Annotated in this window: 22 protein-coding genes; 12 read left to right on the forward strand and 10 right to left on the reverse strand. The window is 70.8% G+C overall.

Going from position 1 to position 23,971, the window contains the following annotated elements:
• Positions 1–52: 52 nt before the first annotated feature.
• The gene (locus tag CEK66_RS12030) at positions 53–2,125 is read right to left on the reverse strand and encodes a TonB-dependent receptor (protein ID WP_152237074.1); all 2,073 of its coding nucleotides are present in this window, start codon (positions 2,123–2,125) and stop codon (positions 53–55) included.
• Between the two features lie 155 nt (positions 2,126–2,280).
• Between CEK66_RS12030 and CEK66_RS12035 the strand changes: the two genes are divergently transcribed.
• Both CEK66_RS12035 and CEK66_RS12040 read left to right on the forward strand, forming a co-directional pair.
• A complete protein-coding gene (locus CEK66_RS12035; protein WP_017907253.1) occupies positions 2,281–2,694 on the forward strand; it encodes a MerC domain-containing protein in 414 nt (137 codons plus the stop codon).
• Between the two features lie 111 nt (positions 2,695–2,805).
• A complete protein-coding gene (locus tag CEK66_RS12040) occupies positions 2,806–2,991 on the forward strand; it encodes a 30S ribosomal protein THX (RefSeq protein WP_017911843.1) in 186 nt (61 codons plus the stop codon).
• Between the two features lie 168 nt (positions 2,992–3,159).
• Here the strand turns inward: CEK66_RS12040 and CEK66_RS12045 are convergent, their stop codons facing one another.
• From CEK66_RS12045 to CEK66_RS12060, 4 genes are all read right to left on the reverse strand, one after another.
• Complete coding sequence (locus CEK66_RS12045; protein WP_152237075.1) at positions 3,160–4,593, reverse strand: chloride channel protein; 1,434 nt, start codon at positions 4,591–4,593, stop codon at positions 3,160–3,162.
• A 246-nt stretch (positions 4,594–4,839) separates the two neighbouring features.
• Complete coding sequence (locus tag CEK66_RS12050) at positions 4,840–6,114, reverse strand: ectonucleotide pyrophosphatase/phosphodiesterase (protein WP_152237076.1); 1,275 nt, start codon at positions 6,112–6,114, stop codon at positions 4,840–4,842.
• Between the two features lie 121 nt (positions 6,115–6,235).
• Entirely contained in the window at positions 6,236–6,763 is a 528-nt protein-coding gene (locus CEK66_RS12055) for a methylated-DNA--[protein]-cysteine S-methyltransferase (RefSeq protein ID WP_152237077.1), read from the reverse strand.
• Positions 6,760–8,232 carry a DNA-3-methyladenine glycosylase 2 gene (locus CEK66_RS12060; protein ID WP_152237078.1) on the reverse strand — a complete coding sequence of 491 codons (1,473 nt, stop codon included), beginning with the start codon at positions 8,230–8,232 and terminating at the stop codon, positions 6,760–6,762. The genes CEK66_RS12055 and CEK66_RS12060 overlap by 4 nt, the downstream gene beginning before the upstream one ends.
• A 209-nt stretch (positions 8,233–8,441) precedes the next feature.
• Here CEK66_RS12060 and CEK66_RS12065 point away from each other — a divergent pair, with 209 nt between their 5' ends.
• The 5 genes from CEK66_RS12065 to ubiM all read left to right on the forward strand — a co-directional run bounded on the left by CEK66_RS12065 (position 8,442) and on the right by ubiM (position 12,247).
• Positions 8,442–9,485: a hypothetical protein gene (locus CEK66_RS12065; protein ID WP_152237089.1), complete on the forward strand. Its 1,044-nt coding sequence runs from the start codon at positions 8,442–8,444 to the stop codon at positions 9,483–9,485.
• An 86-nt stretch (positions 9,486–9,571) separates the two neighbouring features.
• Positions 9,572–9,859, forward strand: coding sequence for a hypothetical protein (locus CEK66_RS12070; RefSeq protein ID WP_152237079.1), 288 nt, complete (start codon positions 9,572–9,574; stop codon positions 9,857–9,859).
• A 64-nt stretch (positions 9,860–9,923) separates the two neighbouring features.
• Positions 9,924–10,529, forward strand: coding sequence for a DUF4019 domain-containing protein (locus tag CEK66_RS20380; protein ID WP_193312644.1), 606 nt, complete (start codon positions 9,924–9,926; stop codon positions 10,527–10,529).
• Between the two features lie 41 nt (positions 10,530–10,570).
• A complete protein-coding gene (locus CEK66_RS12080) occupies positions 10,571–10,960 on the forward strand; it encodes an MAPEG family protein (RefSeq protein WP_026143987.1) in 390 nt (129 codons plus the stop codon).
• Between the two features lie 99 nt (positions 10,961–11,059).
• Positions 11,060–12,247 carry a 5-demethoxyubiquinol-8 5-hydroxylase UbiM gene (ubiM, locus tag CEK66_RS12085; RefSeq protein WP_152237080.1) on the forward strand — a complete coding sequence of 396 codons (1,188 nt, stop codon included), beginning with the start codon at positions 11,060–11,062 and terminating at the stop codon, positions 12,245–12,247.
• Between the two features lie 108 nt (positions 12,248–12,355).
• Here ubiM and CEK66_RS12090 read toward each other — a convergent pair whose 3' ends face one another.
• On the reverse strand, positions 12,356–12,685 hold the full coding sequence (locus CEK66_RS12090) for a hypothetical protein (RefSeq protein ID WP_043095855.1): 330 nt from the start codon (positions 12,683–12,685) through the stop codon (positions 12,356–12,358).
• A 67-nt stretch (positions 12,686–12,752) separates the two neighbouring features.
• Positions 12,753–12,974, reverse strand: a complete 222-nt coding sequence (locus tag CEK66_RS12095) for an RNA-binding S4 domain-containing protein (protein WP_017909138.1) — start codon at positions 12,972–12,974, stop codon at positions 12,753–12,755.
• 264 nt (positions 12,975–13,238) lie between these two features.
• On the opposite strand from CEK66_RS12095, the gene CEK66_RS12100 reads away from it, so the two are divergent.
• The 3 genes from CEK66_RS12100 (at position 13,239) to CEK66_RS12110 (ending at position 17,262) form a co-directional block, all read left to right on the forward strand.
• A complete protein-coding gene (locus CEK66_RS12100; RefSeq protein ID WP_152237081.1) occupies positions 13,239–15,197 on the forward strand; it encodes a DEAD/DEAH box helicase in 1,959 nt (652 codons plus the stop codon).
• Between the two features lie 144 nt (positions 15,198–15,341).
• On the forward strand, positions 15,342–16,061 hold the full coding sequence (locus tag CEK66_RS12105) for a pseudouridine synthase (RefSeq protein ID WP_152237082.1): 720 nt from the start codon (positions 15,342–15,344) through the stop codon (positions 16,059–16,061).
• Between the two features lie 133 nt (positions 16,062–16,194).
• On the forward strand, positions 16,195–17,262 hold the full coding sequence (locus CEK66_RS12110; RefSeq protein WP_152237083.1) for a sensor domain-containing diguanylate cyclase: 1,068 nt from the start codon (positions 16,195–16,197) through the stop codon (positions 17,260–17,262).
• Positions 17,263–17,532: 270 nt separating this feature from the next.
• Here the strand turns inward: CEK66_RS12110 and CEK66_RS12115 are convergent, their stop codons facing one another.
• The 3 genes from CEK66_RS12115 to CEK66_RS12125 all read right to left on the reverse strand — a co-directional run bounded on the left by CEK66_RS12115 (position 17,533) and on the right by CEK66_RS12125 (position 20,548).
• Complete coding sequence (locus tag CEK66_RS12115; protein WP_152237084.1) at positions 17,533–18,480, reverse strand: DMT family transporter; 948 nt, start codon at positions 18,478–18,480, stop codon at positions 17,533–17,535.
• 52 nt (positions 18,481–18,532) lie between these two features.
• Complete coding sequence (locus CEK66_RS12120; protein ID WP_152237085.1) at positions 18,533–19,507, reverse strand: 2-keto-3-deoxygluconate permease; 975 nt, start codon at positions 19,505–19,507, stop codon at positions 18,533–18,535.
• 201 nt (positions 19,508–19,708) lie between these two features.
• Complete coding sequence (locus tag CEK66_RS12125; RefSeq protein ID WP_152237086.1) at positions 19,709–20,548, reverse strand: DUF72 domain-containing protein; 840 nt, start codon at positions 20,546–20,548, stop codon at positions 19,709–19,711.
• 375 nt (positions 20,549–20,923) lie between these two features.
• Between CEK66_RS12125 and CEK66_RS12130 the strand changes: the two genes are divergently transcribed.
• Together CEK66_RS12130 and CEK66_RS12135 are read left to right on the forward strand one after the other, a co-directional pair.
• A complete protein-coding gene (locus CEK66_RS12130; protein WP_152237087.1) occupies positions 20,924–22,540 on the forward strand; it encodes a serine hydrolase in 1,617 nt (538 codons plus the stop codon).
• Positions 22,541–22,883: 343 nt separating this feature from the next.
• Positions 22,884–23,855 (forward strand): IS110 family transposase, encoded by a 972-nt coding sequence (locus tag CEK66_RS12135; protein ID WP_152237088.1) that lies wholly within the window; start codon positions 22,884–22,886, stop codon positions 23,853–23,855.
• The last annotated feature ends 116 nt before the right edge of the window (positions 23,856–23,971 follow it).

Genomic DNA, 23,971 nt, shown 5'->3' on the forward strand with positions numbered 1-23,971 from the left:
AAAAAGAGGCCGCCCGAAGGCGGCCTCGTCACGCTGCAGCGAACCTGCCCGATCAGAAGAACAGGCGTACGCCGAACGAGGCGCTGCGGCCGGGCAGCATGACGTCGTCCTTGAGGAACGAGGTATGCACGCGCGCATCCTGATTGGTCAGGTTGTTGCCGTCCAGGAACACTTCCCAGGCGGTGCTGCCGGCATCGACGTGATAGGCCAGATGCGCATCGACCAGGGTGTAGCCGGCGGTGGGCGTCTCGTTGACCGCCACCTTGTCCTGCTTCTGGTAGCGGGTGGCGCCCAGCGCGGCGCGCCAGTTGCTCGCGTCCCAGCGCAGCTGCGCGCCGTAGCGCGCCGGCGCGATGCGCGGCAGGTTGCCGCCGTCCTTCAGGCGTGCGCGCACGGTGTCGCCGAACACGCGCAGGTCCCAGGCGCCGCTGTCGTTGTCGGCCAGGTGGAAGGTAGCCTCGCCCTCGAAACCATGGAACACCGCATCGGCCTGGGTCCACTGGCGGATCGGCAGGAAATCGTTGTCTTCCTCGTGGAACCACTGGCCGCCGGTGTCGACGATGTAGATGAAGTCGTCGTAGCGGTTGTAGTAGCCGGCCACCTTGGCGTCGACCCAGTCGTTCTTGAAGATCAGGCCCAGTTCGGCCTGGTTGGCCTTCTCGGTCTTCAGGTCGGGGTTGCCGATCTCGTAGGCGAGGGTGGCGATGTGCGGACCGTTGGCGAACAGTTCTTCTTCGGCCGGGGCGCGCTCGGCGTGGTCGAGGTTGGCGGTCAGGCGCCACTGTTCGTTGAAGCGGAAGCCGCCGCTCAGCGACAGGCTCTTCGGAGTGAAATCGCGGTCCACGCCGGTGTCGGTCTCGTACTTGGTCCTGTCCACGCGCGCGCCGACCTCGGCCTGCACGCGGTCCCAGGTGTTGCGCGCCAGCGCGAACACGCCGATGGCGCGGGTGTCGGTCTTCGGCACGAAGGCTTCTTCGCCGGTGGCCTGGAAGGTCGAGTCGCTGCCCTGCACGCCGACCGCGGTCTGCCAGCCGCCGCCCAGGCCGAAGGAGGCCTCCACGCGGCCTTCGTTGGCGCGCTTGTCGAACTTGGTGCCCACTTCCGCGCCTTCGAACTCGGTGTGGGTGTAGGCGGTGTGGCCGAAGCTGTAGCGCAGTGCGCTGCCGTCGCCCCACGGGTCGTTCAGCGCACCCTTGAGCTCGAAACGGTCCTGGTGCAGCTGCAGCGACACGCCGCGCTCGCCGGCGGCCGGATCGCCGGGCTCGCCGGGGTTGCCGTAGTTGTCGCGGAAGCGCGAGATCGACACGCCGACGAAGCCCCAGTCGCCGGCCAGCGAACTGCCGATCGAGCCGACCTTGGACTTGACGAACGAGTTGAGCTGCGGGCCCTGCGGCGTGTCGTAGTCCTTCAGGTTGCGGTACACGCCGTCGGCATGGATCGACAGGCCGCTGCCGTTGCCGGCATCGACGCGGAACATGTCGGTGTTGCCGCTCTTGTCGCCGCCTTCCCAGCGCGCTTCGGCACGACCGTGCACGCCGTCGACCGGGGTCTCGGCGATGCGCCCGTCGACCACGTTGACCACGCCGCCGATGGCGCCGGAGCCGTACAGCAGGGTGGACGGGCCCTTCAGCACTTCGATCTGGTCGGCCAGGAACGGCTCAACGGCAGGCGAATGATCCTGGCTGACCGTGGACACGTCCTGCGAGGACAGGCCGTCGTTGAGCACCGCCACGCGCGGGCCGTCGAGGCCGCGGATGATCGGCCGGCCCACGCCGGGGCCGAAGTTGGAGCTCTGCACGCCCGGCAGGCTGGCCACGGTTTCGCCGATGCTGGCGCCGCGGTTCTCGTCCAGGCGCTCGCCGGCCAGCACGTCCACCGGCTGGCTCAACGCACCGGCGGCATCGCGCAGCGGGCTGGCGGTGACCACCACCTGGTCCATGTCCTTCACGTGCCGGTCCTGCCTGTGGCCTGCGCCGTGGCGGCTGTCGCTGGCCGGCGGCGTGGCGTCGGTCGCGGTCGTCGTGGTGGTCGGGTCGGCGGCCAGGGCAAGCGACGGGCTCAGCAGGCCAAGCAGGGCCAGGGACAGGGCAGAACGGCGGAGCAGGACGGGACGGGGAGAGGGCATGGGCATTCCATCAGGAGGGACAGTCGGGGGCGACGTGCGCGCTGCCGGCACCGCACAGCGGCGGTGGACGGTCGGGGAAGGGGCGCGGGACGCGCTGGTCGCCGGCGGCCGAATGTTATATTATTCCGTAACACTTTCAACCCGTGCCGACCGTCATGTCCTCATCGTTCGATCTGCGCGCCGCGCTCGACCGCCTCGGCGCCACCGGTTCGCTGCTGTGCGCGGTGCATTGCGCGGTGTTGCCGCTGGCGCTGGCGGTGCTGCCGTCGCTGGGTCTGGCGATGTGGCTGGGCGAGGGCGTGGAGCGCACCCTGGTCCTGTTCGTGACCTGCCTGGGCCTGTTCAGTCTGGTGCTCGGGTATCGCCGGCACCGCGTGTGGCAGGCGCTGGGATTGCTCATCCTCGGCCTGCTGGCCCTATGGGCCGGGCTGCTGGTGCCGGCGCTGCATCATGCGGTGGCGCCGCACGCGGCGATCATGACCTTCGGCGGCACCCTGGTCGGCCTGGCGCACCTGCTCAACCTGCGCTTGAACCACGGCCACGTGCACGACGCAAGCTGCGCCCATTGAGCGCACGTGGTAGGCTTGCCGCCCTTGCGCGAGGGCGCTGACCGCGTTGGCCTCGCCAAACCCCGTGCATCTCGCGGGGGTTTTCGCAAACACATTCAGGAGTCGATGAGCATGGGTAAGGGTGACCGCAAGACCGCCAAGGGCAAGCGCTACAACGCCAGCTACGGCAATTCGCGCTCGCACAGCGTGAGCAAGGTGGCCGTGGGCGCTGCATCGCCGGCCGCGAAGAAGTCGGTGGTCAAGGCGCCGGCGGTGAAGAAGGCCGTGGCCAAGAAGACGGTCGCCAAGGCTGGTTGATCCAGCCACCGGGTGCGACGAAGAACGCGGCGCTTGCGCCGCGTTTTTTTATGTCTGTCTGTTTTTACGTTGGCCGTCGCTGCCAGGCGGCAGGCGGCGGTCTTGCGTCGGAAGCGGGCAGCAGTGGCGCGCGTTCCGATCGCACCAGCGCCTGGCACGCGCCGCCAATCAGTGCGGGCGTGGCGCGGTCGGGCCGTCGTCGCGGTCGTCGTGGTCGCTGCCGGCCAGGTCGGCCACCAGCGAGGTCGGCGTTTCCTCTTCCGCGGGCGGCGTGGGCGCCGGCGGTGGCGCCACCAGCAACAGTTCGGCCAGGCCGCGGTAGATCGGCGTGCGGCAGACCAGCGCCGAAGCGCCGCGGGCGATCAGCACCGTCGCCAGGATCGGCAGCAGCATGTCGCTGCTGTCGGTGAGTTCCAGCGAGATCACCGCCGAGGTCAGCGGCGCCTGGGTCACCCCGGTGAGATAGGCGCACATGCCCAGCAGCACGAAGATGCGCGGGTCCACGCCCGGCATCAGCACGGCCAGGTTGTGGCCGAGCCCGGCGCCGACCGCCAGGGCCGGCGAGAACAGGCCGCCGGGGATGCCGGCCACGTAGGACACCAGGTTCGCCAGCAGCTTCATCAGGCCGAATTCGTGGCCGACGCTGGCGTGCCCCTGCACCAGGCTGCGCGCCTGCTCGTAGCCGGTGCCGAACGCGCCGGCGCCGAAGATCAGGCCCAGCAGCACCAGCGCCAGGCCGCACAGCGCGGCCAGCAGCACCGGCTGGCGCCGGCGCAGCTCGCCCAGCCAGCGCGGCTTGCCGGCGACGGTGAGCAGCACCATGCGCGCGAAGGCGCCGCCGAGCAGGCCGGCGACCACGCCGCACAGCAGGATCGCCAGCCACGCCTTGCCCAGCGGCAGGCCGGCGGTGGCGACCCGGCCGAAGTAGGTGTAGTCGCCGAGCAGGCCCAGCGAAATCACGCCGCCGACGATCACCGCAGTCAGCAATGTGCCGGAGAAGTGGTGCTCGAAGCGTCCGCTCAGTTCCTCGATGGCGAACACCACGCCGGCCAGCGGCGTGTTGAACGCCGCGGCAATGCCGGCGGCGCCGCCGGCCAGCAGGAAATGGCTGGCCTGGCGCGCATCGCGAAAGCCGAACCAGCGCCCGAACACGTACATCAGGCTGGCGCCGACGTGCACGGTGGGGCCTTCGCGGCCGATCGAGGCGCCGCCGAACAGCGCCAAGGTGGTCAGCATCAGCTTGCCCGCGGACACGCGCAGCGACAGGTTGGCCTGGCGGAAGCCGTCGTCGGGACGTTCCAGCGCGGCGATCACCTGCGGGATGCCGCTGCCGCGGGTGGGGCGCAGCGCGCCGTTGGTCAGCCAGGCCAGCAGGGCGAACACGCTCGGGGTCAGCAGCAGCGCCCACCATGGCGAATGTGCGGTGATGCGCTGGAACACGTGGAAGGCGGCGTCGCTGGCCTTGGCGAAGACGATGGAGACCAGGGCCACCGCTACTGCGCCGCCCCACAGCACGGCGCGCTGCTTCCAGCTCTCCTGCGAGATCAGCGGGCGCAGACGATGGCGCAGGCGCGGCGGTTGCGCGGAGTCGGGCGAATGCATGCCGCCATTGTCGCACGCGTTGCCATGGGCGGGCGTCGCCGCGCCGCGACCGTTGTCGTGGCGCTCAGGGCGTGTCACCCATTCCCGAGTATGCCGCGCGCCTGCCAGACCCAACCCGAAGGGCCGCGCTTGCGCGCGCCCGTGGTCGCGTCATCGCTCGGGCGTGGACGCACCTCCACTTCCTCGCTCTTCCTTGCCACAGGCACGCGCAAGCGCAGCGCGGAATGCTCGGGGAGTGGTGGCCCCCTAGCGCAGCGCCGGCAGCAGCGCCTGCGGATCGCCGTCGTTGGGGGCGGCGGGAATGCCGAGCAGGCGGGTCAGCAGCGGGTAGACGTCGACGTTGTCGATCGGCGCCAGGGTGACGCCCTGGCGGAACGCCGGGCCGCGGGCGACGAACACCGCGCGCATCGACGGCAGTGCCGGGTCGTAGCCGTGGGAGCCGCGCAGGCTGCGCGGCTTCTCGGCGATGCGCGCACGCGGCAGCGCATCCCAGCCCTCGTGCATCTGGCACACGATCGGCGGGATGCGCGGATTGCTGCCGTAGTGCCAGCGCGCCGGCAGTTCGCCCTTGCGCCAGCAGTCGTATTGCGGATGTGCGCCGAGCAGGCGCGCCTCGACCGCGGCCTCCTGGCCCGGGCGCGGAACGATGCCCACCGATTGCCCGTAGCTGATCACCGTGACCTGTTGCGGCGGGACCATCTCCTCGACCGCCAGCACCTGCTTGGGCGGCACCGCGGCCATGCCGTGGTCGGAGACCAGCACCAGGTTGATCCGGTCCAGTTCGCCGCGCTGCGCCAGGCCGTCGAGCAGATGTCCGATCGCCGCATCGATCCTGGCGACGGCCTGCGCGTATTCGCGCGACTCCGGGCCATGCTCGTGGCCGGCTTCGTCCACCTGTTCGAAGTACAGCGTCAGCAGCTGCGGACGCGGCGCGCTGGGATCGTCGAGCCAGCCCAGCACCTGGTCGACCCGCGCGTCCGGCGGCATGTCCGCGTCGAAGGCCTGGCGGCGGCTGGGGCGCACGCCCTGGATGGCCGCCTCGCTGCCCGGCCAGGCCCACGTCGCCGCGTGCAGGCCTGCCTTCTCGACGCCGACCCAGATCGGCTCGCCACCCCACCAGCGGCCATCGCTGACCGCGGCGCGATCGCTGAGCTGGAACGTGCCCAGCAGCGGATCCTGCATGCTGTTGTGGACGATGCCGTGATGGTCCGGGCGCAGCCCGGTGGCGATGGTGTAGTGGTTGGGGAAGGTCAGCGACGGATAGGAGGGCGACATCCACTGCGCGCGCACGCCGTCGTGGACCATGCGGCTCAGGTTCGGGGTGATGCCGCGATCGAGCATGTCCGCGCGCAGGCCGTCGATCGAGATCAGCAGCACCGGCGTGGGCAGCCTCGCCGGTGCGGCGGCGCTGGGTGCGGCGGCCGCGGCGGCCGCGTGCGGCGACGTGGAGGGGGTGGAGGCGCAGGCACCGAGCAGCAGGGTGGCGCAGACGAGCGTGGAACGCAGGACGGAGGACATCATCGCGGCATCATAAGGCGCGGACGGTGACGTGGCGAAGACAGCGCCTGCGGCGCGCGTGCATCGGTATCCGGGGCGCGCGATGCCGCAGCGCTCGCGGCGCCGCCGCCGCAGGCTGCGACGCTCAGCCGAACAGCGGGGCCATGGTGCCGGCGGCCGCGTCGCCGCCCTCGCGTCGCTCCAGCGCCAGCAGCGCGGCCTTGGTCGGCAGGCCGCCACCAAAGCCGGTGAGCGCGCCGTTGGCGCCGATCACCCGGTGGCAGGGCAGCACGATCGGCAACGGGTTGCGGCCATTGGCGGCGCCGACCGCGCGCACCGCACGCGGCTGGCCCACATGCTGCGCCAGTTGCGCGTAGCTCCAGGTCGCGCCGAACGGGATCTCGGCCAGCGCCAGCCACACCCGCCGCTGGAAGTCGGTGCCGTGCGGCGCCAGCGGCAGGTCGAAGTGCTCGCGCTCGCCGGCGAAGTAGGCCAGCAACTGCTCGCGCGCGGCACGCACCGGGGCCGGATCGTGCACCCAGTCGGCACGGCCGCGGGCGTCGTAGCGGTTCTCGGGGAACAGGATGTGACGCACGCCATCGCTGCCGACAGCGACGGTGAGCATGCCGATCGGGGTGTCGAAACGGTCGTAGGACAGCGGGGACGCGGTCATGCGCGGGTCTCCTCGGGAGGGTCGTTGGCCAGGTGCCACAGGTGCAGCACCGCGTAGGCGCGCCAGGGACGCCAGGCCTGCCCGCGTGCCTCGGTGGCGCGTTCGCTCAGGCGTGCGCCGTCCGCGCCGAGCATGCGCTGCAGGACCAGGTCGCCGGCGGGGAAGGCGTCGGGCTGGCCGAGCGCGCGCAGGGCGATGTACTGCGCGGTCCAGGCGCCGATGCCGGGCAAGGTGATGGCGTGGGCGACGAAGTCGTCCAGGCGCTGGCCGGCACGGAACGACAGACGGCCGTCCAGCACCGCCTGCGCCAGCGCACGGATCGTCGCCGCACGCGAGCGCGGCAGGCCGATGGCTTCCAGCGGCGCGTCGCGCAGTGCCTGCGGGGTCGGGAAGGCGCGGTCCAGCCCCGGCGGCTGGCCGGGCCGCGCGGCGCCGTGCCGATCGACCAGGCGCGCGGCCAGGGTCGCCGCGCCGGCCACGCTGACCTGCTGGCCGAGCACCGCGCGTACCGCCACTTCGAACCCGTCCCAACCGCCTGGCACACGCAATCCGGGGCGCCGGGCGATGGCGCACGCCAGCAGCGGATCCTCGCCGAGCGTGGCGTGCACCGCGCGCAGGTCGGCATCCAGGTCGAACACGCGGCGCACCCGGCGCACGATGTCGGGAATGGCGCGCGGATCGGCCGCGGCGATGTGCAGGCGCAGTTCGTGGCGCTGCGGATCGGCCTCGACACGGATGCGAGTGGAGGCCTCGCAGGGGCCGAGCACGCGCTCGTAGCTGGCCTCGCCGATGCGCTCGATGCCGGGGATCGCACGCTTGCGCAGGAACGCCAGCATCGCCGGGAAGTCCAGCGGCGGCCGATAGCCCAGGCGCAGCACCAGATCGCCGCCGGGACTGTCGGTGCGCTGCTTGCGGATCGCCGAGGGTGGCATGCCGCAGCCGTCGAGGAACGCGGCGTTGAAGCGGCGCAGGCTGTTGAAGCCGGCCGCCAGCGCCACCTGGGTGATCGGCAACGCGGTTTCGGTGAGCAGTTGCTTGGCCAGCAACAGCCGCCGGGTCGCGTGCACCGCCGCCGGGGTGGCGCCGAGCTGGGCCACGAACAGGCGCTGCAGCTGACGCGCGCTGATGCCCAGTTCGGCCGCCAGCGCGGCGACGCTGGCGTCCTGCAGCGCGCCCTCGGCGATCAGCGCCAGTGCGCGCCGCACGACCTCTTCGCCCAGGTGCTGCTGCGCCTCCGGCGAGAGTTCGGGGCGGCAGCGCAGGCACGGCCGGTAGCCGGCTGCCGCGGCCGCGGCGGCGCTGGGGTAGTAGCGCACGTTGCTGCGCTTGGGCGGCGGCGCCGGGCACACCGGCCGGCAGTAGATGCCGGTGCTGCGCACGGCGGTGAAGAACACGCCGTCGAAGCGCGCGTCGCGGGACTGGCGGGCGCGGTCGTAGAGGGCGTGGTCGGTGGCGGCGAGGGCAGGCATGGCGCCAGTCTAGTCGGCCCCAGCGCAGCGCACTGGCCGTTTTCGGACAGCAATGCCGCGGCTGTCGCGTGGCCGCGGTGCCCGCGATTTAGGCGCAGTTGGGGAGGTTCCGCGCGGCGGCACTAGACTAGGTCCACAGGCGCCTGGCGCCTGTCTTTTTCATGTTCCCAATGGATCCCCGTTTGGCCGCTCCGTTCAGACTCTGCTGGTTGTCGCTGTGTTGCCTGGGCCTGTTGGCCTGCGGGCAGCAGCCGGCGTCGGCACCGCGCACCGTCGCCGACAGCCCCTCCGCCGACGGCGAGCACATGGTCTCGATCGGCGCGCCGCCGACGCCGCCACCGCACGCGGTCGCGCCCAAGCGCGACCCGCAGGCCTGGGACGAGGCCACCCTGGAGAATGGCGAGGCTTTCATCAGCTGCGACACCGACTATGCCGCCGAGGCCGGCGATGGCCAGCCGCTGGCCGGGCTGGATCGGCCAGCGGTGGAAGCGGCGCTGGCGCCGTGCCGCGAGCGTGGGCTGATGCGGGTGCGCTATGTCGGCAAGATCAACGCCGGCTTCGCCGAAATGGTGCGGCGCCTGGCCGAAGTGGCCAGGCAGACCGGCATCGGCAAGCGCGTGCTCGACCTGGATTCCAGCGGCGGCCAGGTCGAGGCGGCGATCCGTGCCGGCGATGCGATCGGCGAATCCGGCTGGACCGTGTGGGTGCGCGAAGGCTCGGTCTGCCACAGCGCCTGCGTGTTCGTGCTGGCCGCCGGCGACAACCGGCTGATCTCCGGCAAGGTCGGCATCCACCGGATGATGCGGATCAGCTCCACTGCGACCTCGCGCGCCGAGCTCAATCGCGAGCTGCAGGAGGTCTATGGCAACGTCAAGGACTACCTGGAACGCAACGGCGTGGCGGTGGCGGTGGCCGATCTGATGATGACCGTGCCCAACCGCAGCCTGCGCCTGCTCAGCAGCGACGAGCTCAAGCAGTACGGGCTCGACGGCACCAACGCGGTGCAGGACGATCTGGAACGGATCAAGCAGTTGCGCAAGTGCGGCGACGATTTCGTGCGGCGCAAGGATGCGTTCCTGGTCGCCTTCGACCAGGAGTGCAAGACCAAAAAAGACGTGGACCTGGAGAGCCTGACCGCCTGCGGCCAGGCGCTGAAGCAGCGCTTCGGGTTCCCGGACCAGGCCTGTCCGGCGGAAAGTCCGCTGTCGGAGATCGACGTGGCGACCCTGCCGCTGGCCTCGCCCGGCGCCTGAACGGCCGCTGCGGCGTGTGCCGCCCATTCACGTGGCGGGCATGGACGCGGGGCTAGCGTCGCCGCATCCCATCCCGGAGCGCGCGCATGGCCGCCGGAACCCGCTTGATGCTGCGGCTGTACCTGCCCCCGGCGTTGTTGGCGTTGGGCGGTTTCGTGATCGCCGAAGTGCTGCTGCACCTCGCCAACGGGCTGCATGCGCCGTGGCTGGCGCGGACCGGCTCGCTGCTGAGCCTGTTCGGCCTGCTCGCGGCGACCGCGTGGGCACTGTGGGCGAGCTGGCGTGCCTGGCACAGGCAGCGCTATGCCGCCCCAGCCGCGGCCGCGGGAGTGGCGAGCGAGAATACGGTAGTGGCGAGCGAGGAGACGCCATAGGGCCGCTGCGCTGGCCCGCGCAGGCCGCGTAGACTGCGGCCCTTGCCACCGCCGCTGCCGAGCGATGTCCTTGTCCATCTCCTTCGCGTTCCGCCTCACTCCCGTCCTGCTGGCCCTCGTTGCTAGCGTCGCTTCCGCGCAGAACGCGCCCCCGGCATCGTCCGCGCCCGCGCCGACGACTGCCCCGCCAGCGGCACCCGCCGCACCTGCTGCCGCTCCCGCACCTGCTGCCGCGCCTGCGGCGGCACCGAAACCGGCGCCGCGCCATGCCGCCGCTGCCGCACCCGCACCCGGGCCGCTGGCCAAGCAGGATGCGCAGATGGCGCAGGCCGGCCTGCGCGCCGCGCAACTGGTCGATGCCGGACGCACCGGCGAGCTGTGGGACGGCGCCTCCGTTGTGGCGAAGAAGGCGGTGACGCGTGCGGTGTTCGTGCGCGAGATCGACGCCGCGCGTGCGCGGCTGGGCGCGCTGCTCGGCCGCGGCGTCGCCAGCGTGGCGCGGGTGCAGTACGCCGCCGGCTCGCAGGTGCCGCCGGGCACCTACGTCAACATCAGCTTCCCCAGCCGCTTCGCCAATGCGCCGCAGCCGGTGCGCGAGCTGGTGTCGTTGCGGCTGGACGAGGACAAGACCTGGCGCCTGGTCGGCTATCACGTGGCCATGCCCGATTGAGCGGCATGCTGCGCGCCGTCTTCCTTTCCTCCGAGGCTCCGATGCCCATCGAAATCCGCATGCTGGCCTGGGCGATCCTGCTCGGGATCGCGCAACTGCTGCTCGCCTCCGCCTTCGTCACCGCGCAGCGCGGGCTGAAGTGGAACGCCGGCGCGCGCGATGCGCCGCAACCGCCGCCGGCCGGCGTGGCCGGGCGCCTGGACCGCGCGCTGCGCAACTTCCTGGAAACCTTCCCGTTCTTCGCCGCCGCGGCGGTGGCGGTGGCGGCGCTGGGCAAGGGCGATGCGCACACCGCGCTGTCGGCGCAGATTTACCTGTGGGCGCGGGTGGCGTACGTGCCGCTGTACGCGGCGGGCGTGCCGTACGTGCGCAGCCTGGTGTGGGTAGTGTCGCTGTGGGCGATCCTGCAACTGGTGTGGGCGCTGTTCTGAGCCCCGCGGGCTGCGACCGATCGTCGCAGCGCTGATCCAGATCAAGGACGGGGTGCGCGGCGGTCGTATCCTGGCCGGGTCCGATCACGGAGTCGCCGCATGCAAGTGGATATCGCCATCGTCGGGGCCGGCCCTGCCGGCCTGTGCTTCGCCCGCTCGCTGGCCGGCAGCGGCCTGTCGCTGGCGCTGATCGAGCCGCAGCCGCGCGCGGCGCTGGCCGAGGCCGCCTTCGACGGCCGCGAAATCGCCCTGACCCATGCCTCGCGGGCGTTGCTGGATCAGTTGGACCTGTGGCCGCGAATCGACTCGCAGGCGATCGCGCCGCTGCGCGATGCGCGGGTGATGAACGGCTCCTCGCCGTTCGCACTGACCTTCGCGGCGGGCGAGGGCGGTCGTGGCGATCTTGGCTGGCTGGTGCCCAATCACCTGATCCGCCGCGCCGCGTTCGCCGCCGTGCAGGAGCAGCCCGGTCTGACCTTGCTCGATGGTGTGTCGGTGCAGGCACTGCGTCGCGACGCGCGCCAGGCGCAGTTGCAGCTCTCCGACGGGCGCAGCGTGGCGGCGCGCCTGGTGGTCGCCGCCGACAGCCGCTTCTCCAGTACCCGGCGCATGAGCGGGATCGGCGCGCAGTTGCGCGATTTCGGCCGCACCATGCTGGTGTGTCGGGTGCGCCACGAGCGCCCGCACCATCAGACCGCCTGGGAGTGGTTCGGTTACGGCCGCACCATGGCGCTGCTGCCGCTGCACGGCAACGAGGCCTCGGCAGTGCTGACCCTGCCGCCGGAACGCGCGCAGGCGCTGCTGCAGATGGACGAGGCGGCGTTGGGGGCGGAGATCAGTAGCTGCTTCGAGCATCGCCTGGGCGCGATGACGCCACTGGTGCGGCCGCAGGCGTATCCGTTGGTGGCCGTCTATGCGCAGCGCTTCTTCGCCGAGCGCTATGCCTTGATCGGCGACGCCGCGGTGGGCATGCATCCGGTGACCGCGCATGGGTTCAACTTCGGCCTGCAGAGCCAGGCGCGGCTGGCGCGTGCGCTGCACGACGCGGTCGCGCGCGGCGGCGACATCGCCGCGCCGGCCTTGCTGGCCGGTTACCAGCGCGGGCACCGCCTGGCCACGCGGCCGCTGTACGAAGCGACCAACGCGATTGCCGCGCTGTACACCGACGACCGCCTGCCGGCGCGCGCGCTGCGCAGCGCCGCGCTGCGCGTGGCCGACCGGGTCGCGCCGTTCAAGCGTGCCATCGCGGCGCACCTGACCCAGCGCGTGGTGGCCATGGCGCGCTGAGGCGGCGGTCGTGCCGATGCATGCGTGCGTGTCTATCGGTGCTCGGCGCGGCTTGCTTTCAATTCCGAATCCCGAATCCCGAATCCCGAATCCCGATCTCAGCGGCGGCTAGCTGGCGTCGGCGTGCCGCTGTTCTGCACCGGCGACCAGCGCGTCGAGGGCGCTCTGCAGGTCGCCGCTGCGCTGCGCCGCTTCGATCGGCGCGATGGCCCAGGCGCAGCCGGCGTGGCGCAGGTGCTGGCGCCAGTCGCCGGTCCAGCCCTCCAGTTCGTCCAGCGCCAGGGAGATGGAACCGCCGCGCTCCGCGTGGCCGCCGCGGATGGACTGGCCCAGGCGGAATGGCTGCGCTGCGTCGGGGTCGAGCTGCGCGATGTACACGTCGTGGTGCGGATCTTCCGCAGACGGCGCGATGTTGCGGATGCCCAGCGTGATCAGCATCGTGCGGGGATCCGCGCTGTCCGGCGCCACCGGCCGGCGAGTGGCAGGCCAGGGGCGCCGATGGTGGTCATGCCTTGCCGAGCACCTGCACCTGCACGTCGCCCAGCTGTACCACCTGGCCCGCGCGCACCTTGCAGGCCTTGCGCAGTTCGACCTCGCCATCCACGCGCACCTGGCCTTCGCTGATCACGGCCTTGGCGGCGCCGCCGCTGTCGCACAGGCCGGTCAGTTTCAACAGGTGCTTGAGTTCCACGTAGTCGCTTTCTAGCTGGAGATCGATGGTCTGCATTGGGGCTTGCTCGGAAATCGGCGCCCATTGTCGGTCATTCGCGGGCAAAACGCCCGCCATGTCGGCGGCTGGGGGCTGTCGCCGCTGCCGCAGCCCGCGGCGCCGCGCCTGCTGGAGGCGGCCGCGGTGGCCGGCGTCCGGCAGTGCGGAGAGGGTCACGCCTGAACGGTGTCGTTCACCTGCTTTCGACATGCGGCCCGGCAGGGCGCACAATAGGGGCTTCTTTGCGCCTGCCGGTTCTCTGCGGCGCCCCCGGAGTCTCCCATGTCCCAAGATACCCCCGCGCCGCTGCTGTTCGCAGATCTCGGCCTCTCCCCTGCTGTGATGAAGGCGGTCGCCGACGTCGGCTACGAGTCGCCGTCGCCGATCCAGGCCGCCACCATCCCGGCGCTGCTGACCGGCCGCGACCTGCTCGGCCAGGCGCAGACCGGCACCGGCAAGACCGCCGCGTTCGCGCTGCCGATCCTGTCGCGGCTGGATTTCGCTCAGCGCAAGCCGCAGGCGCTGGTGCTGGCGCCCACGCGCGAACTGGCGATCCAGGTGGCCGAGGCGTTCCATCGCTACGCCGCGGCGATCCCTGGCTTCCAGGTGCTGCCGGTGTACGGCGGCCAGCCCTACGTACAGCAGTTGTCGGCGCTCAAGCGCGGCGTGCACGTGGTGGTGGGCACCCCGGGGCGGGTGATCGACCACCTGGACCGCGGCACCCTGGACCTGTCCGAGCTGAAGACGCTGGTGCTCGACGAGGCCGATGAGATGCTGCGCATGGGCTTCATCGACGACGTCGAGGCGGTGCTGAAGAAGCTGCCGGAATCGCGCCAGGTGGCGCTGTTCTCGGCGACCATGCCGCCGGCGATCAAGCGCATCGCGCAGACCTATCTGAACGACCCGGCCGAGGTGATCATCGCCTCCAAGACCACCACCTCGGCCAACATCCGCCAGCGCTACTGGGCGGTGAGCGGGCTGCACAAGCTCGACGCGCTGACCCGGATCCTGGAGGTCGAACCGTTCGACGCGATGATCATCTTCGCCCGCACCAAGGCCGGCACTGACGAGCTGGCGCAGAAGCTGCAGGCGCGCGGCCTGGCCGCGGCGGCGATCAACGGCGACATCCAGCAGGCGCAGCGCGAGCGGGTGATCCAGCAGCTCAAGGATGGCAAGCTCGACGTCCTGGTCGCCACCGACGTGGCCGCGCGCGGCCTAGACGTGGAGCGGATCAGCCACGTGCTGAACTACGACATCCCCTACGACACCGAAAGCTACGTGCACCGTATCGGCCGCACCGGCCGGGCCGGGCGCAGCGGCGAAGCGATCCTGTTCGTCAGCCCGCGCGAGCGCGGCATGCTGCGCGCGATCGAGCGCGCCACCCGCCAGCCGATCGAGGAAATGCAGCTGCCCAGCGTGGACGCGGTCAACGACCAGCGCGTGAGCCGCTTCATGGAGAAGATCAGCGAGACCATCGCCGCCGGCGGCATCGACATGTACCGCGACCTGCTGCAGAAGTTCGAGGCCGAGAAGAACGTGCCGATGGTGGAAGTGGCCGCCGCGCTGGCGCGCCTGCTGCAGGGCGAGACGCCGCTGCTGCTGGCCCCGGACCGTCCGCGTTCGCCGCAGGGCGAACGCTTCGAGCGCCGCGAGCGGCCCGAGCGGGGCGAGCGCCCGGACCGTCCCCGGTTCGAGCCGAAGTTCGAGCGCGAGCCGCGTGCGCCGCGTCGCGACGACGGCGAGCGCCCGGCGCGTCCGGCCCCGGCCGCGCGTGGCGAGGATTTCGACTACCACCGCGACGTCGGCAGCTTCGAGGCGCCGCGCCGCGACAAGGCGCCGAAAGCGCCGCGCGGCGCGCCGGAAGTGGGCATGGAGACCTACCGCATCGAGGTCGGCCACCAGCATGGGGTCAAGCCGGCCAACATCGTCGGCGCGATCGCCAACGAAGCCGGGCTGGAGAGCAAGTACATCGGCCGCATCGACATCCACGACGACCATTCGGTGCTGGACCTGCCGGCGGACATGCCGCGCGAATTGCTGACGCACCTGAAGAAGGTCTGGGTGTCCGGCCAGCAACTGCAGATGCGCAAGCTCGAGGGCGACGATGCCGGCGGCGCGCCGTTCAAGCCGAAGTTCGCCCGTACCGGCAAGCCCGGCGGCAAGCCCAACGCCGCCGGCCCGCGCCCGGCCGGCCGCTTCGCCGCCGACCGCCCGCCGCGCAAGGGGCCGCCGAAGCGCTGAGAGGCCGGGAATAGGGAGTAGGGAATCGGGAATGGGGGGCGTCCCCGCTGCCGCTCCCTGCTGTCGTTCCCGACGCTAGCCATGGCCCAGCCGGCAGCAGCCCGCTGTTGCCATTCCCCATTCCCCATTCCCAGCTCCCAGCCCATGTCCGTCCGCCTCAACAAGCACATCGCCGAGACCGGTTTTTGCTCGCGCCGGGAGGCCGATCGGCTGATCGCCGCGCGCCGGGTCACCGTCAACGGCCAGCCGGGTGGGGTCGGTTCGGTGGTGGGCGAGGGCGACGAGGTCAAGGTCGACGGGCAGTCGCTGCGCGCGCGCGCCAAGGCCAAGAGCGGGCGCCGCCACGTCTACATCGCGCTGAACAAGCCGGTCGGGGTGACCTGCACCACCGAGAGCGCGGTCAAGGGCAACATCGTCGACTTCGTCGGCCACGAGCAGCGCATCTTCCCGATCGGGCGCCTGGACAAGGAGTCCGAGGGGCTGATCCTGATGACCAGCAACGGCGACATCGTCAACGAGATCCTGCGCGCCGAGAACCGTCACCAGAAGGAATACCTGGTGGCGGTGAACAAGCCGGTCACCGACGAATTCCTGCGCGGCATGGCGCGCGGGGTGCGCGTGCACGACCAGATGACCCTGCCGTGCCGCACCGCGCGGATCGCCAAGTTCGGCTTCCGCATCGTGCTGGAGCAGGGACTCAACCGGCAGATCCGCTTGATGGCCGCGGCGTTCGACTACCGGGTCACCCAGTTGCGCCGCGTGCGCATCGACAACATCAAGCTCGGCGCGCTGAAGCCGGGCCAGTGGCGCAATCTCACCGAGCAGGAACTGCGCGGCCTGCTGCCGCAGCGCCAGGAGTGGTAACCGCGTCGCAGTGTCGGCGGTCGGCTGCCGCCGCGCGGCCCAACCGTACAGGCGGCGCGCCCGCCAGGGCTGGCGTCCGCCGCGGATTTGGCCATACTGCGCAACGCGAACCATCGCCGCCGCCGGGTATTCCGTGATCAAGCCCCGCAAGCCCGACAACGAAGCCGCACGCCTGCAGGCGTTGCACGCATTGCAGATCCTCGACACCGAACCGGAAGCGTCCTACGACGATCTGGTCGGCATCGCCGCCAAGTTGTGCGACACGCCCTCGGCGCTGATCTCGCTGGTGGACGACGAGCGCCAGTGGCTGAAGGCGCAGCGCAACGTCTGCCTGTTGAGCACCGCACGCGACGAGTCGTTCTGCGGCCACACCATCCTGACCCCGGAGCAGGTCATGGTGGTCGCCGACGCCACCGCCGATGCGCGCTTCCAGCACAATCCGCTGGTCACCGAGGGCGGTGTGCGCTTCTACGCCGGCGCGCCGCTGCTGACCCGCGAGGGCCTGCCGGTCGGCACGGTGTGCGTGCTCGACAACCGTCCGCGCACCCTGCAGCCGGAACAACTGGCGGCGCTGCAGGCGTTGTCGCGGCAGGTGATGCAGCTGATCGAACTGCGCCGCAGCAGCCATGCGCTGGCGCTGCAGTTGCGCGAACGCGCCTGGTACGAGCAACAGCTGCTGCAGTACCAGGAATCGCTGGAATCGCTCAACGCCGAACTGCTGGAACAGGCGCGCACCGATCCGCTGACCGGCCTGCTCAACCGCCGCGCCTTCGCCACCGCGTTGATGATCCATGCCGAGGCGGCGCAGCCGGGTTCGGCGCCGCTCAGCGTGGCGATCCTGGATCTGGACTACTTCAAGAGCGTCAACGACCTGCACGGTCACGACAAGGGCGATGAGGCGCTGCTGGCGCTGGCCGACATGCTGCGCGCGCGCCTGCCGCCCGAGAGCGTCGTGGCGCGCTACGGCGGCGGCGAGTTCGCGCTGTTGCTGCCGGGGATGGACGCGGCGCAGGCCATGCGCGCCTGCGAGCGCCTGCGCCAGGATACCAGTCTGCTGCAGCTCGGCGTGCCGCTCACCGCCAGCATCGGCGTGGCCACGCTGCAGGGACGCGAAAGCGCCGAGGACCTGCTCAAGCGCGCCGCCCAGGGCCTGTACCAGGCCAAGCGTGCCGGCCGCGACTGCGTGTCGCTGGCGGCGTAAGTACGCCACGTCATTCCGGGACGATCCTCAGATTCCTCCTTGTTCTAGGGGAAAAATTCCCCCGCAGGGGTAGGCGCGTCGCCTCGCGAACGCAGACGACGCAGACGCTTTCGCGCCGTACTCTCACCCCAACCCCTCTCCCGGGGGGAGAGGGGCTAGTTCCCCAGCATGCCGCGCCCTTCGCGTTGGCCTGCGGTGATGCCGCAACTGCGCGGAGCGGGGCCAATCCCGACTCCCCAATCCCCAATCCCGAAGTGAGCGCCCCCGCGCTCACTCCACCAGGTTCTTCGCCTCGCAGGTGGCCAGCAGCTCCGGGTGCTGCACCGGACGCGTGCGGGTCAGCAGCGGATGCAGGAACACCGCGCCCAGGATCACTGCCACGCCGAGGTAGAACAGCCCGGTGAGCTGGCGCTGCTCGTCCAGCAGCACGATCGCGAACACGATCGCGTAGACCGGTTCCAGGTTGGTGACCAGTTGCACCGCGTAGGCGCTGAGCCGGCGCAATGCGACCAGGGCCAGGGCGAACGGCAGCAGCGTGCACAGCAGCGCCAGCGCCAGCAGCAGCGCGGTGTCGTGCAGGCTGGGCAGCACCAGCAAGGGCCCGCTCAACGCCGGCAGCACGAACGGCAGCAACGGCGCCAGCGCGGTCAGGGTCAGGGTGCCGGCGCCCAGTTCCAGCGCGGTCACGGTCAGCGGATCGGCATGGTCGACCAGGCGCTTGTTGAGCGAGCCGAAGGCCGCCACCAGCAGCGCCGACACCGCGCCGACGGCGACACCGGCGCGCATCCCGTGCGGTACCCCGCCGACCACCAAGGCCACGCCAGGCAGCACCGCCAGGCCGAAGGCCAGTTCGCTGGGGCGGAACGGCCTTTTCGCCACCCAGGGTTCGATCACCGCGGTGAACACCGGCGCCAGCGCGATGCAGGTCGCTGCGACCGAGGCGTTGGCCAGCTTGATCGCGCCGTAGAACGTGAGCCAGTGCAGGCCGACCAGGGCGCCGACGATGGCATAGCCCAGCGCCAGTTTCGGCGTCAGCGCCGCCAGTCCGCGCCACACCCGCGGCAGCAGCGCCAGCGCGGCCACCACCATCAGCATCCGCCACCACACCAGCGGCAGCGCGGGCAGGGTGATCAGCTTGCCGAGAATCGCGGTGATTCCCCACAGCAGGACGCAGAAATGGATTTGCAGCTGGGCTTTGGTGGTGGGGTGCATCGGCATCCGCGTATTGTCGCGCAAAGCGCGCCGCCACGGTCGCGGATCGCCACACGGGTCAGGCGTCTGGCACCGGCGGCGACGCGTTCCGCGCCATCCTGCGCGCATAGGCGGCGGTGAGCGGCGGCACCAGCAGCGCCGTCACCACCACCGAGGTCGCCACCAGTGCGGTCGCGGCCGGCGCGGTGGCCCGGAACTGCGGCGCCACCGCCGCCACCAGCGCGGGCGTGGCCACCGCCGCGCCGGCGGTGCTGGAGGCGGCGAGGCCGGCGCTGCCGTTGCCGCCGGCCAGCCAGCGATCGGCCAGCAGCAGCGGGATCCCGGTCGCCACCATCACCAGCAGGCCCAGCGCGACCCCGGCCACGCCGGCATGGGCGACCATGCGCAGGTCCAGGGTATTGCCCAGGGCGAAGGCGAAGAACGGGATCAGCGCCGGCACCGCACGCGCGAACAGGGCGCGCAGCGCCGGGTCCAGATTGCCGAGCGCGAAACCGGCCAGCAGCGGCAGCACCGCGCCGAGCAGCAGCCGCGGCTCGAAGTTGGCGACGCCGGCGGTGCCGAGGATCAGCATGGTCACCAGCGGCCCGGATTCCAGCGACATCAGCGCCATCGCGCCGGCCTCGCCGCGGCGGCCGTACTGCTGCATGAGCGCGGCGAACAGGCCGGCATTGGTCATGTCCATCGCCGCGACCAGTGCCAGCACCGACATGCCGCTCCAGATGCCGGAGACGATGCCACCCGGCGGCAACAGTCGCGCGGCGATCACCGCGGTCAGCCACGCCACCGCGATCTTGGTCAGCACCAGCACGCCGGAGGCGCGCAACACGCGGCCGCCGCTGCGCAGCCGGATCGAGGCGCCCAGGCAGAAGCACCACACCGCCAGGATCGGCACCAGCCCGCCGATCAGGCCCTGGGCGAAGGAGCCGAACCAGGCGCCGGCCTGCGGCCACACGGTGTGGCAGAGCGCGCCGAGCAGCAGCGGCGCCAGCATCATGCCGCCGGGAAGACGTTCGAGCGTGTGCTTGATCCGCATCGAGGGACTCCGCGTGTGCAGGCGCGGCCCGCGGCCGCGGCCCGGCAACGGCGCCGGACGGGCGGTGTTGTACCCCAGCGCGGCGACCGCGAGGTGTTGCCGGGTGCGCGCGCTCGGGGTCCGGTTCAGCCGTCTTGCGACCGCGGCGGCGACGGTCGCGCTTGCGCCGTGCCGGGCGTCGCGTACGCGTGGTCGAGCGCGTCACGCCTGTGCGGCGGACCCCAGCATCTTCAGCAGGGCCATCGCCGCGGCGGGATTACGCTCCTTGGCGGCGCTGATGAAGTAGACGAAGACCTCGCGCGGCGTGGTCTTGGCCACGGCCGTATCGGCGTGCGGCAGCGCCTGCGGATCCTCGCCGCGGCGCCAGGCTTGCGCGTGCGCGGCCCAGGCCTGCAGTTCCTTGGGCGGGTAGCCATGGGCGAGGTCGGCGCGACTGCGCATCAGCCGCGCATAGACGAAGTCGGCGCCCAGGTCGGCGAATGAGGGGAACTCGGGCGAATCGGTGAACACCGTGGCCACGCCGTGCCGGCGCGTCAGGTGCAGCAGTTCCGGTCCGACGCAGGCCGGATCGCGCACTTCCAGCACGTGGCGCAGCCGGTGTCCGCCGGCCTTGCGCGGCAGCAGGTCCAGGAACGCGGCCAGGTCGTCCAGGTCCAGGCGGTGGCCGTGCTCGAACTGCCACAGCAGCGGGCCGAGGCGGTCGCCGAGGCTGGCGATGCCGCCGACGAAATCCTCGATCTGCGTGCCGGCGCCGGCCAGCCGCCGCAATGCGGTGATGCGCTTGGGCGCCTTGGCCGAGAATAGGAAGCCCGGCGGCGTCTCGTCGCGCCAGCGCGCATAGGTCTCCGGCTTCTGCGCCCCGTAGTAGGTGCCGTTGATCTCGATGCTGGTGACGTGGCGGCTGGCGTATTCCAGCTCGCGGCGCTGCACCAGGCCCTGCGGATAGAACATGCCGCCGCGCCATGGTGCGTAGGTCCAGCCGCCGATGCCGACACGGATGCCGTCCGGCGCGGCCGGGGCGGAGTCGAAGAGGTCGTTCATGCGGGCGTGTCCGGCGGCAGGCGGGGGGCGATTGTGCCGCAGCGTGGCGTTGCGGGGTGTGGTCGTGGGCGTCAGTGGCCTGGTGGCGTCGCTGGGTGGTGCGCGGCGCGTGCCTGTGCCGCGTGTTCGTCGCCTGCGCGATGGCGTGCGCCATGCGTGCGTGCAGGGCGGGAATGACCGCCAACTCCGCTGGCCGCTGCGTGCGGGGTGGGCGTTGGCGGCAGGTGTCGCCACCCGCCTGGACGGTATCCGGCACTGCGTGGCGTCGCCGCGGCGCATCGTGGTTCTGCCGCAAACGGCCCGGCAGGCTCTACACTCGCCGGGACGCGCGCGCCGGTGTGCGGCCTTGGTTTCCCTTCTTCAGGAGCGACGCAGTTGAAGAGCATCTCGATGGGCTGCGGCCTGTTGCTGGCGATGAGCGCCACCGTGCAGGCGCAGACGCCTGTCCCCGCCGCGGCCCCCGCACCGGCCCCGGCCGCATTGCCGCCCGGGCTGAAGGATCTGGACGCGCAGGTGGAGCGCGTGCGCAAGCAGTTCGACGTGCCCGGCATCGCCATCGCCATCGTCAAGGACGGGCAGGTGGTGCTGGAGCGCGGCTATGGCGTGCGCGAACTCGGCAAGCCGGAACCGGTGGACGCGCAGACCCTGTTCGCCATCGCCTCCAATACCAAGGCCTTCACCTCCGCCGCGCTGTCGATCCTGGCCGACGAAGGCAAGCTCAAGCTCGAGGACCGGGTGGTGGACCACCTGCCGTGGTTCCAGATGTCCGACGCCTACGTCACCCGCGAAATGCGCGTGCGCGACCTGCTCAGCCATCGCAGCGGCCTGAGTCTGGGGGCGGGCGACCTGCTGTTCTGGCCGGCCACCAGTTACAGCAACGAAGAGGTGGTGCGGCGCCTGGCGCATGTGCCGCTGAAGGGCGGTTTCCGCGACCGCTACGCCTACGACAACATCCTGTACGCGGTGGCGCAGAAGCTGATCGAGCAGGTGTCCGGGCAGAGCTACGCCGAGTTCGTGCGCCAGCGCATCTTCGTACCGGTGGGCATGACCGGCGCGCGCATCAACAGCGACCACCTGCAGCCCGGCGACGAGGCCGCGGTCGGCCACGCCAAGTTCGACTTCCGCGAGCTGCGCACGGTGGCGCCGCTGACCTGGTCCAACAATTCCGGCGCCGGCGGCATCTACGCCAATGTGCACGACATGGCCAAGTGGATGCAGGTGCAGCTCGACGGCGGGCGCCTTCCGGCGGCCGATGGCCAGGCGCGGCAGCTGTTCAGTGCGCAGCGCCAGCAGGAGATGTGGCAGATGATCACGCCGATCGCGATCTCCGAGCCGAGCGTGCCGGAACTGCTGCCGGCCAGGCCCAATTTCGCCGGTTACGGCGAGGGCTGGAGCCTGAGCGACTACCGCGGTGCCAAGCTGGTCTGGCACACCGGCGGCTGGCCGGGCATGGTCTCGCGGTTGACCCTGGTGCCGGAGCGCAAGCTGGGCGTGATCGTGCTGACCAACCAGGAAGTCGGCGCCGCCTTCAACGCGATCACCCTGCGCGTGCTGGACGCCTACCTGGGCGCGCCGGCGACGGACTGGACCGCCGCCTACGCCAAGGCCGTGGCCAAGGCCGACGCCAATGCCGACGAGGACTGGGCCAAGCACGTCGCGGCGCGCGACGCCAAGTCCACCCCGTCGCTGCCGCTGTCCGGCTACGCCGGCACCTACCGCGACCCGTGGTACGGCGATGTGGTGGTACGCCAGCAGGGCAAGCGCCTGGAACTGCAGTTCAGCAAGACCGCGCAGCTGGTCGGCACCCTGGAGCACTGGCAGCACGACACCTTCATCGTGCGCTGGCGCGACCGCTCGCTCAATGCCGATGCCTTCATCAATTTCGCGCTCACGCCCGACGGCAAGGTACGCGAGGCGCGCATGCAGGCGATCTCGCCGCTGACCGATTTCAGCTTCGATTTCCAGGACCTGGTGCTGACGCCGGCGGAGTGACTGCTGGGAATCGGGAATGGGGAATAGGGAATGGTAGGAGCGGCTTCAGCCGCGACGTGCGTTCCCCGGTAAAGCCCCGTCGCGGCTGTAGCCGCTCCTTGTATCTGGACATGTCGCCCCTAAACAGGCGTCATGTCTTCCGACTGATCATCGGAGGAGGTGTGGGAGGTCCAGTCGCTCCTAAAGCTTCGAGCTTGCATCGTAGATCGGCTCCGCCCTCCACATGCTGGCCCTTGTGTGTCCGAACGGTATCCAGAGTCCGCCACCGGGCGTGAACTCGCATCGACAAGGCAGGACCGGGCCCAGCGCCGATCATGACCCTGACACGATGGAGGAATCGCCTATGTCTCCCGTCATCGGCATCGACGTCGCCAAACGCAGTTTCGATGTGGCCATCGAGCTGATCAATGGCAAGCACCGTACCAAGGCCAAGTTGTCCAACGATGCCAAGGGCTTCCAGGCCCTGCAGGCATGGCTGCAGACGCATGCCCAGCCCGATAGCTGGATCGCCATGGAGGCCACCGGCACCTACCATCAGGCGCTGGCCGAGTTCCTCCACGCACGCGGCTATCGGGTGTGCGTGCTCAACCCGGCGCAGACGGCCGCGTACGCACGCAGCCAACTCAGCCGGGTCAAGACCGATCGCAGCGATGCCAAGCTGATCGCCAGTTATGCCCTGCGTCACCGCGAGCAGTTACGCCGTTGGTCCCCTGATCCGCCGGCGCTCAAGCAGCTCAAAGCGCTGGTGCGCCGGCGCCAGGATCTGCAACAGATGCTGCAGATGGAGCGCAACCGGCTGGACGTCGCTCCGGCCCAGGTGAAGGACTCGATCCAGGTCCATCTGGCCGATCTGCAACACCACATCGCCCAGATCGAGCAGGCCATCGATGACCATATCGACCAGGATCCGACCTTGCGTGGGCAGCGCGAGCTGCTGGTGAGCATCCAGGGGATTGCCGACACCAGCGCGGCCTTGATGCTGGCCGAGCTTGGCGATGTGAGGCGCTTCGCCGATGCCTCGGCGGTGACCGCCTTCGCGGGCCTGAATCCGTGCCTGCAGGAGTCGGGCGAGCGCAAAGGCCGCGTCTGCATCTCGCGCACCGGCTCGCCCCGCTTGCGCGCGGGCCTGTTCATGCCGGCCCTGGTGGCCATGACCCACAACCCGATCATCCGGGCGCTGAAACAGCGGCTGAGCGAACGTGGAAAAACCGGCAAGCAGATCGTATGCGCCGCCATGCGCAAGCTCCTGCACCTGGCCTACGGGGTTCTCAAATCGGGCACGGCGTTCGATCCGAAAAGGGGCCTTGCCTGCTAGGGGGGAAGACGGTATCTACGAGGGAAAGCGATGCGCACGCGCAGCCGCTTTTGCGATTCCCCATTCTCCACTCCCCATTCCCAGCGTCACGAAGCGTGACGCCGAATACGCTACTC

This window comes from Xanthomonas sp. LMG 12460 (genome assembly GCF_009192895.1).
GTDB classification, from domain to species: Bacteria; Pseudomonadota; Gammaproteobacteria; order Xanthomonadales; family Xanthomonadaceae; genus Xanthomonas_A; species Xanthomonas_A sontii.

What these genes read in the sequence shown, in the direction of transcription:
- CEK66_RS12030 (WP_152237074.1), bottom strand. Translation starts at nt 2,125, where the DNA reads ATGCCCTCTCCCCGTCCCGTCCTGCTCCGCCGTTCTGCCCTGTCCCTG.
- CEK66_RS12035 (WP_017907253.1), top strand. Translation starts at nt 2,281, where the DNA reads ATGTCCTCATCGTTCGATCTGCGCGCCGCGCTCGACCGCCTCGGCGCC.
- CEK66_RS12040 (WP_017911843.1), top strand. Translation starts at nt 2,806, where the DNA reads ATGGGTAAGGGTGACCGCAAGACCGCCAAGGGCAAGCGCTACAACGCC.
- CEK66_RS12045 (WP_152237075.1), bottom strand. Translation starts at nt 4,593, where the DNA reads ATGCATTCGCCCGACTCCGCGCAACCGCCGCGCCTGCGCCATCGTCTG.
- CEK66_RS12050 (WP_152237076.1), bottom strand. Translation starts at nt 6,114, where the DNA reads ATGATGTCCTCCGTCCTGCGTTCCACGCTCGTCTGCGCCACCCTGCTG.
- CEK66_RS12055 (WP_152237077.1), bottom strand. Translation starts at nt 6,763, where the DNA reads ATGACCGCGTCCCCGCTGTCCTACGACCGTTTCGACACCCCGATCGGC.
- CEK66_RS12060 (WP_152237078.1), bottom strand. Translation starts at nt 8,232, where the DNA reads ATGCCTGCCCTCGCCGCCACCGACCACGCCCTCTACGACCGCGCCCGC.
- CEK66_RS12070 (WP_152237079.1), top strand. Translation starts at nt 9,572, where the DNA reads ATGGCCGCCGGAACCCGCTTGATGCTGCGGCTGTACCTGCCCCCGGCG.
- CEK66_RS20380 (WP_193312644.1), top strand. Translation starts at nt 9,924, where the DNA reads ATGTCCTTGTCCATCTCCTTCGCGTTCCGCCTCACTCCCGTCCTGCTG.
- CEK66_RS12080 (WP_026143987.1), top strand. Translation starts at nt 10,571, where the DNA reads ATGCCCATCGAAATCCGCATGCTGGCCTGGGCGATCCTGCTCGGGATC.
- ubiM (WP_152237080.1), top strand. Translation starts at nt 11,060, where the DNA reads ATGCAAGTGGATATCGCCATCGTCGGGGCCGGCCCTGCCGGCCTGTGC.
- CEK66_RS12090 (WP_043095855.1), bottom strand. Translation starts at nt 12,685, where the DNA reads ATGCTGATCACGCTGGGCATCCGCAACATCGCGCCGTCTGCGGAAGAT.
- CEK66_RS12095 (WP_017909138.1), bottom strand. Translation starts at nt 12,974, where the DNA reads ATGCAGACCATCGATCTCCAGCTAGAAAGCGACTACGTGGAACTCAAG.
- CEK66_RS12100 (WP_152237081.1), top strand. Translation starts at nt 13,239, where the DNA reads ATGTCCCAAGATACCCCCGCGCCGCTGCTGTTCGCAGATCTCGGCCTC.
- CEK66_RS12105 (WP_152237082.1), top strand. Translation starts at nt 15,342, where the DNA reads ATGTCCGTCCGCCTCAACAAGCACATCGCCGAGACCGGTTTTTGCTCG.
- CEK66_RS12115 (WP_152237084.1), bottom strand. Translation starts at nt 18,480, where the DNA reads ATGCCGATGCACCCCACCACCAAAGCCCAGCTGCAAATCCATTTCTGC.
- CEK66_RS12120 (WP_152237085.1), bottom strand. Translation starts at nt 19,507, where the DNA reads ATGCGGATCAAGCACACGCTCGAACGTCTTCCCGGCGGCATGATGCTG.
- CEK66_RS12125 (WP_152237086.1), bottom strand. Translation starts at nt 20,548, where the DNA reads ATGAACGACCTCTTCGACTCCGCCCCGGCCGCGCCGGACGGCATCCGT.
- CEK66_RS12135 (WP_152237088.1), top strand. Translation starts at nt 22,884, where the DNA reads ATGTCTCCCGTCATCGGCATCGACGTCGCCAAACGCAGTTTCGATGTG.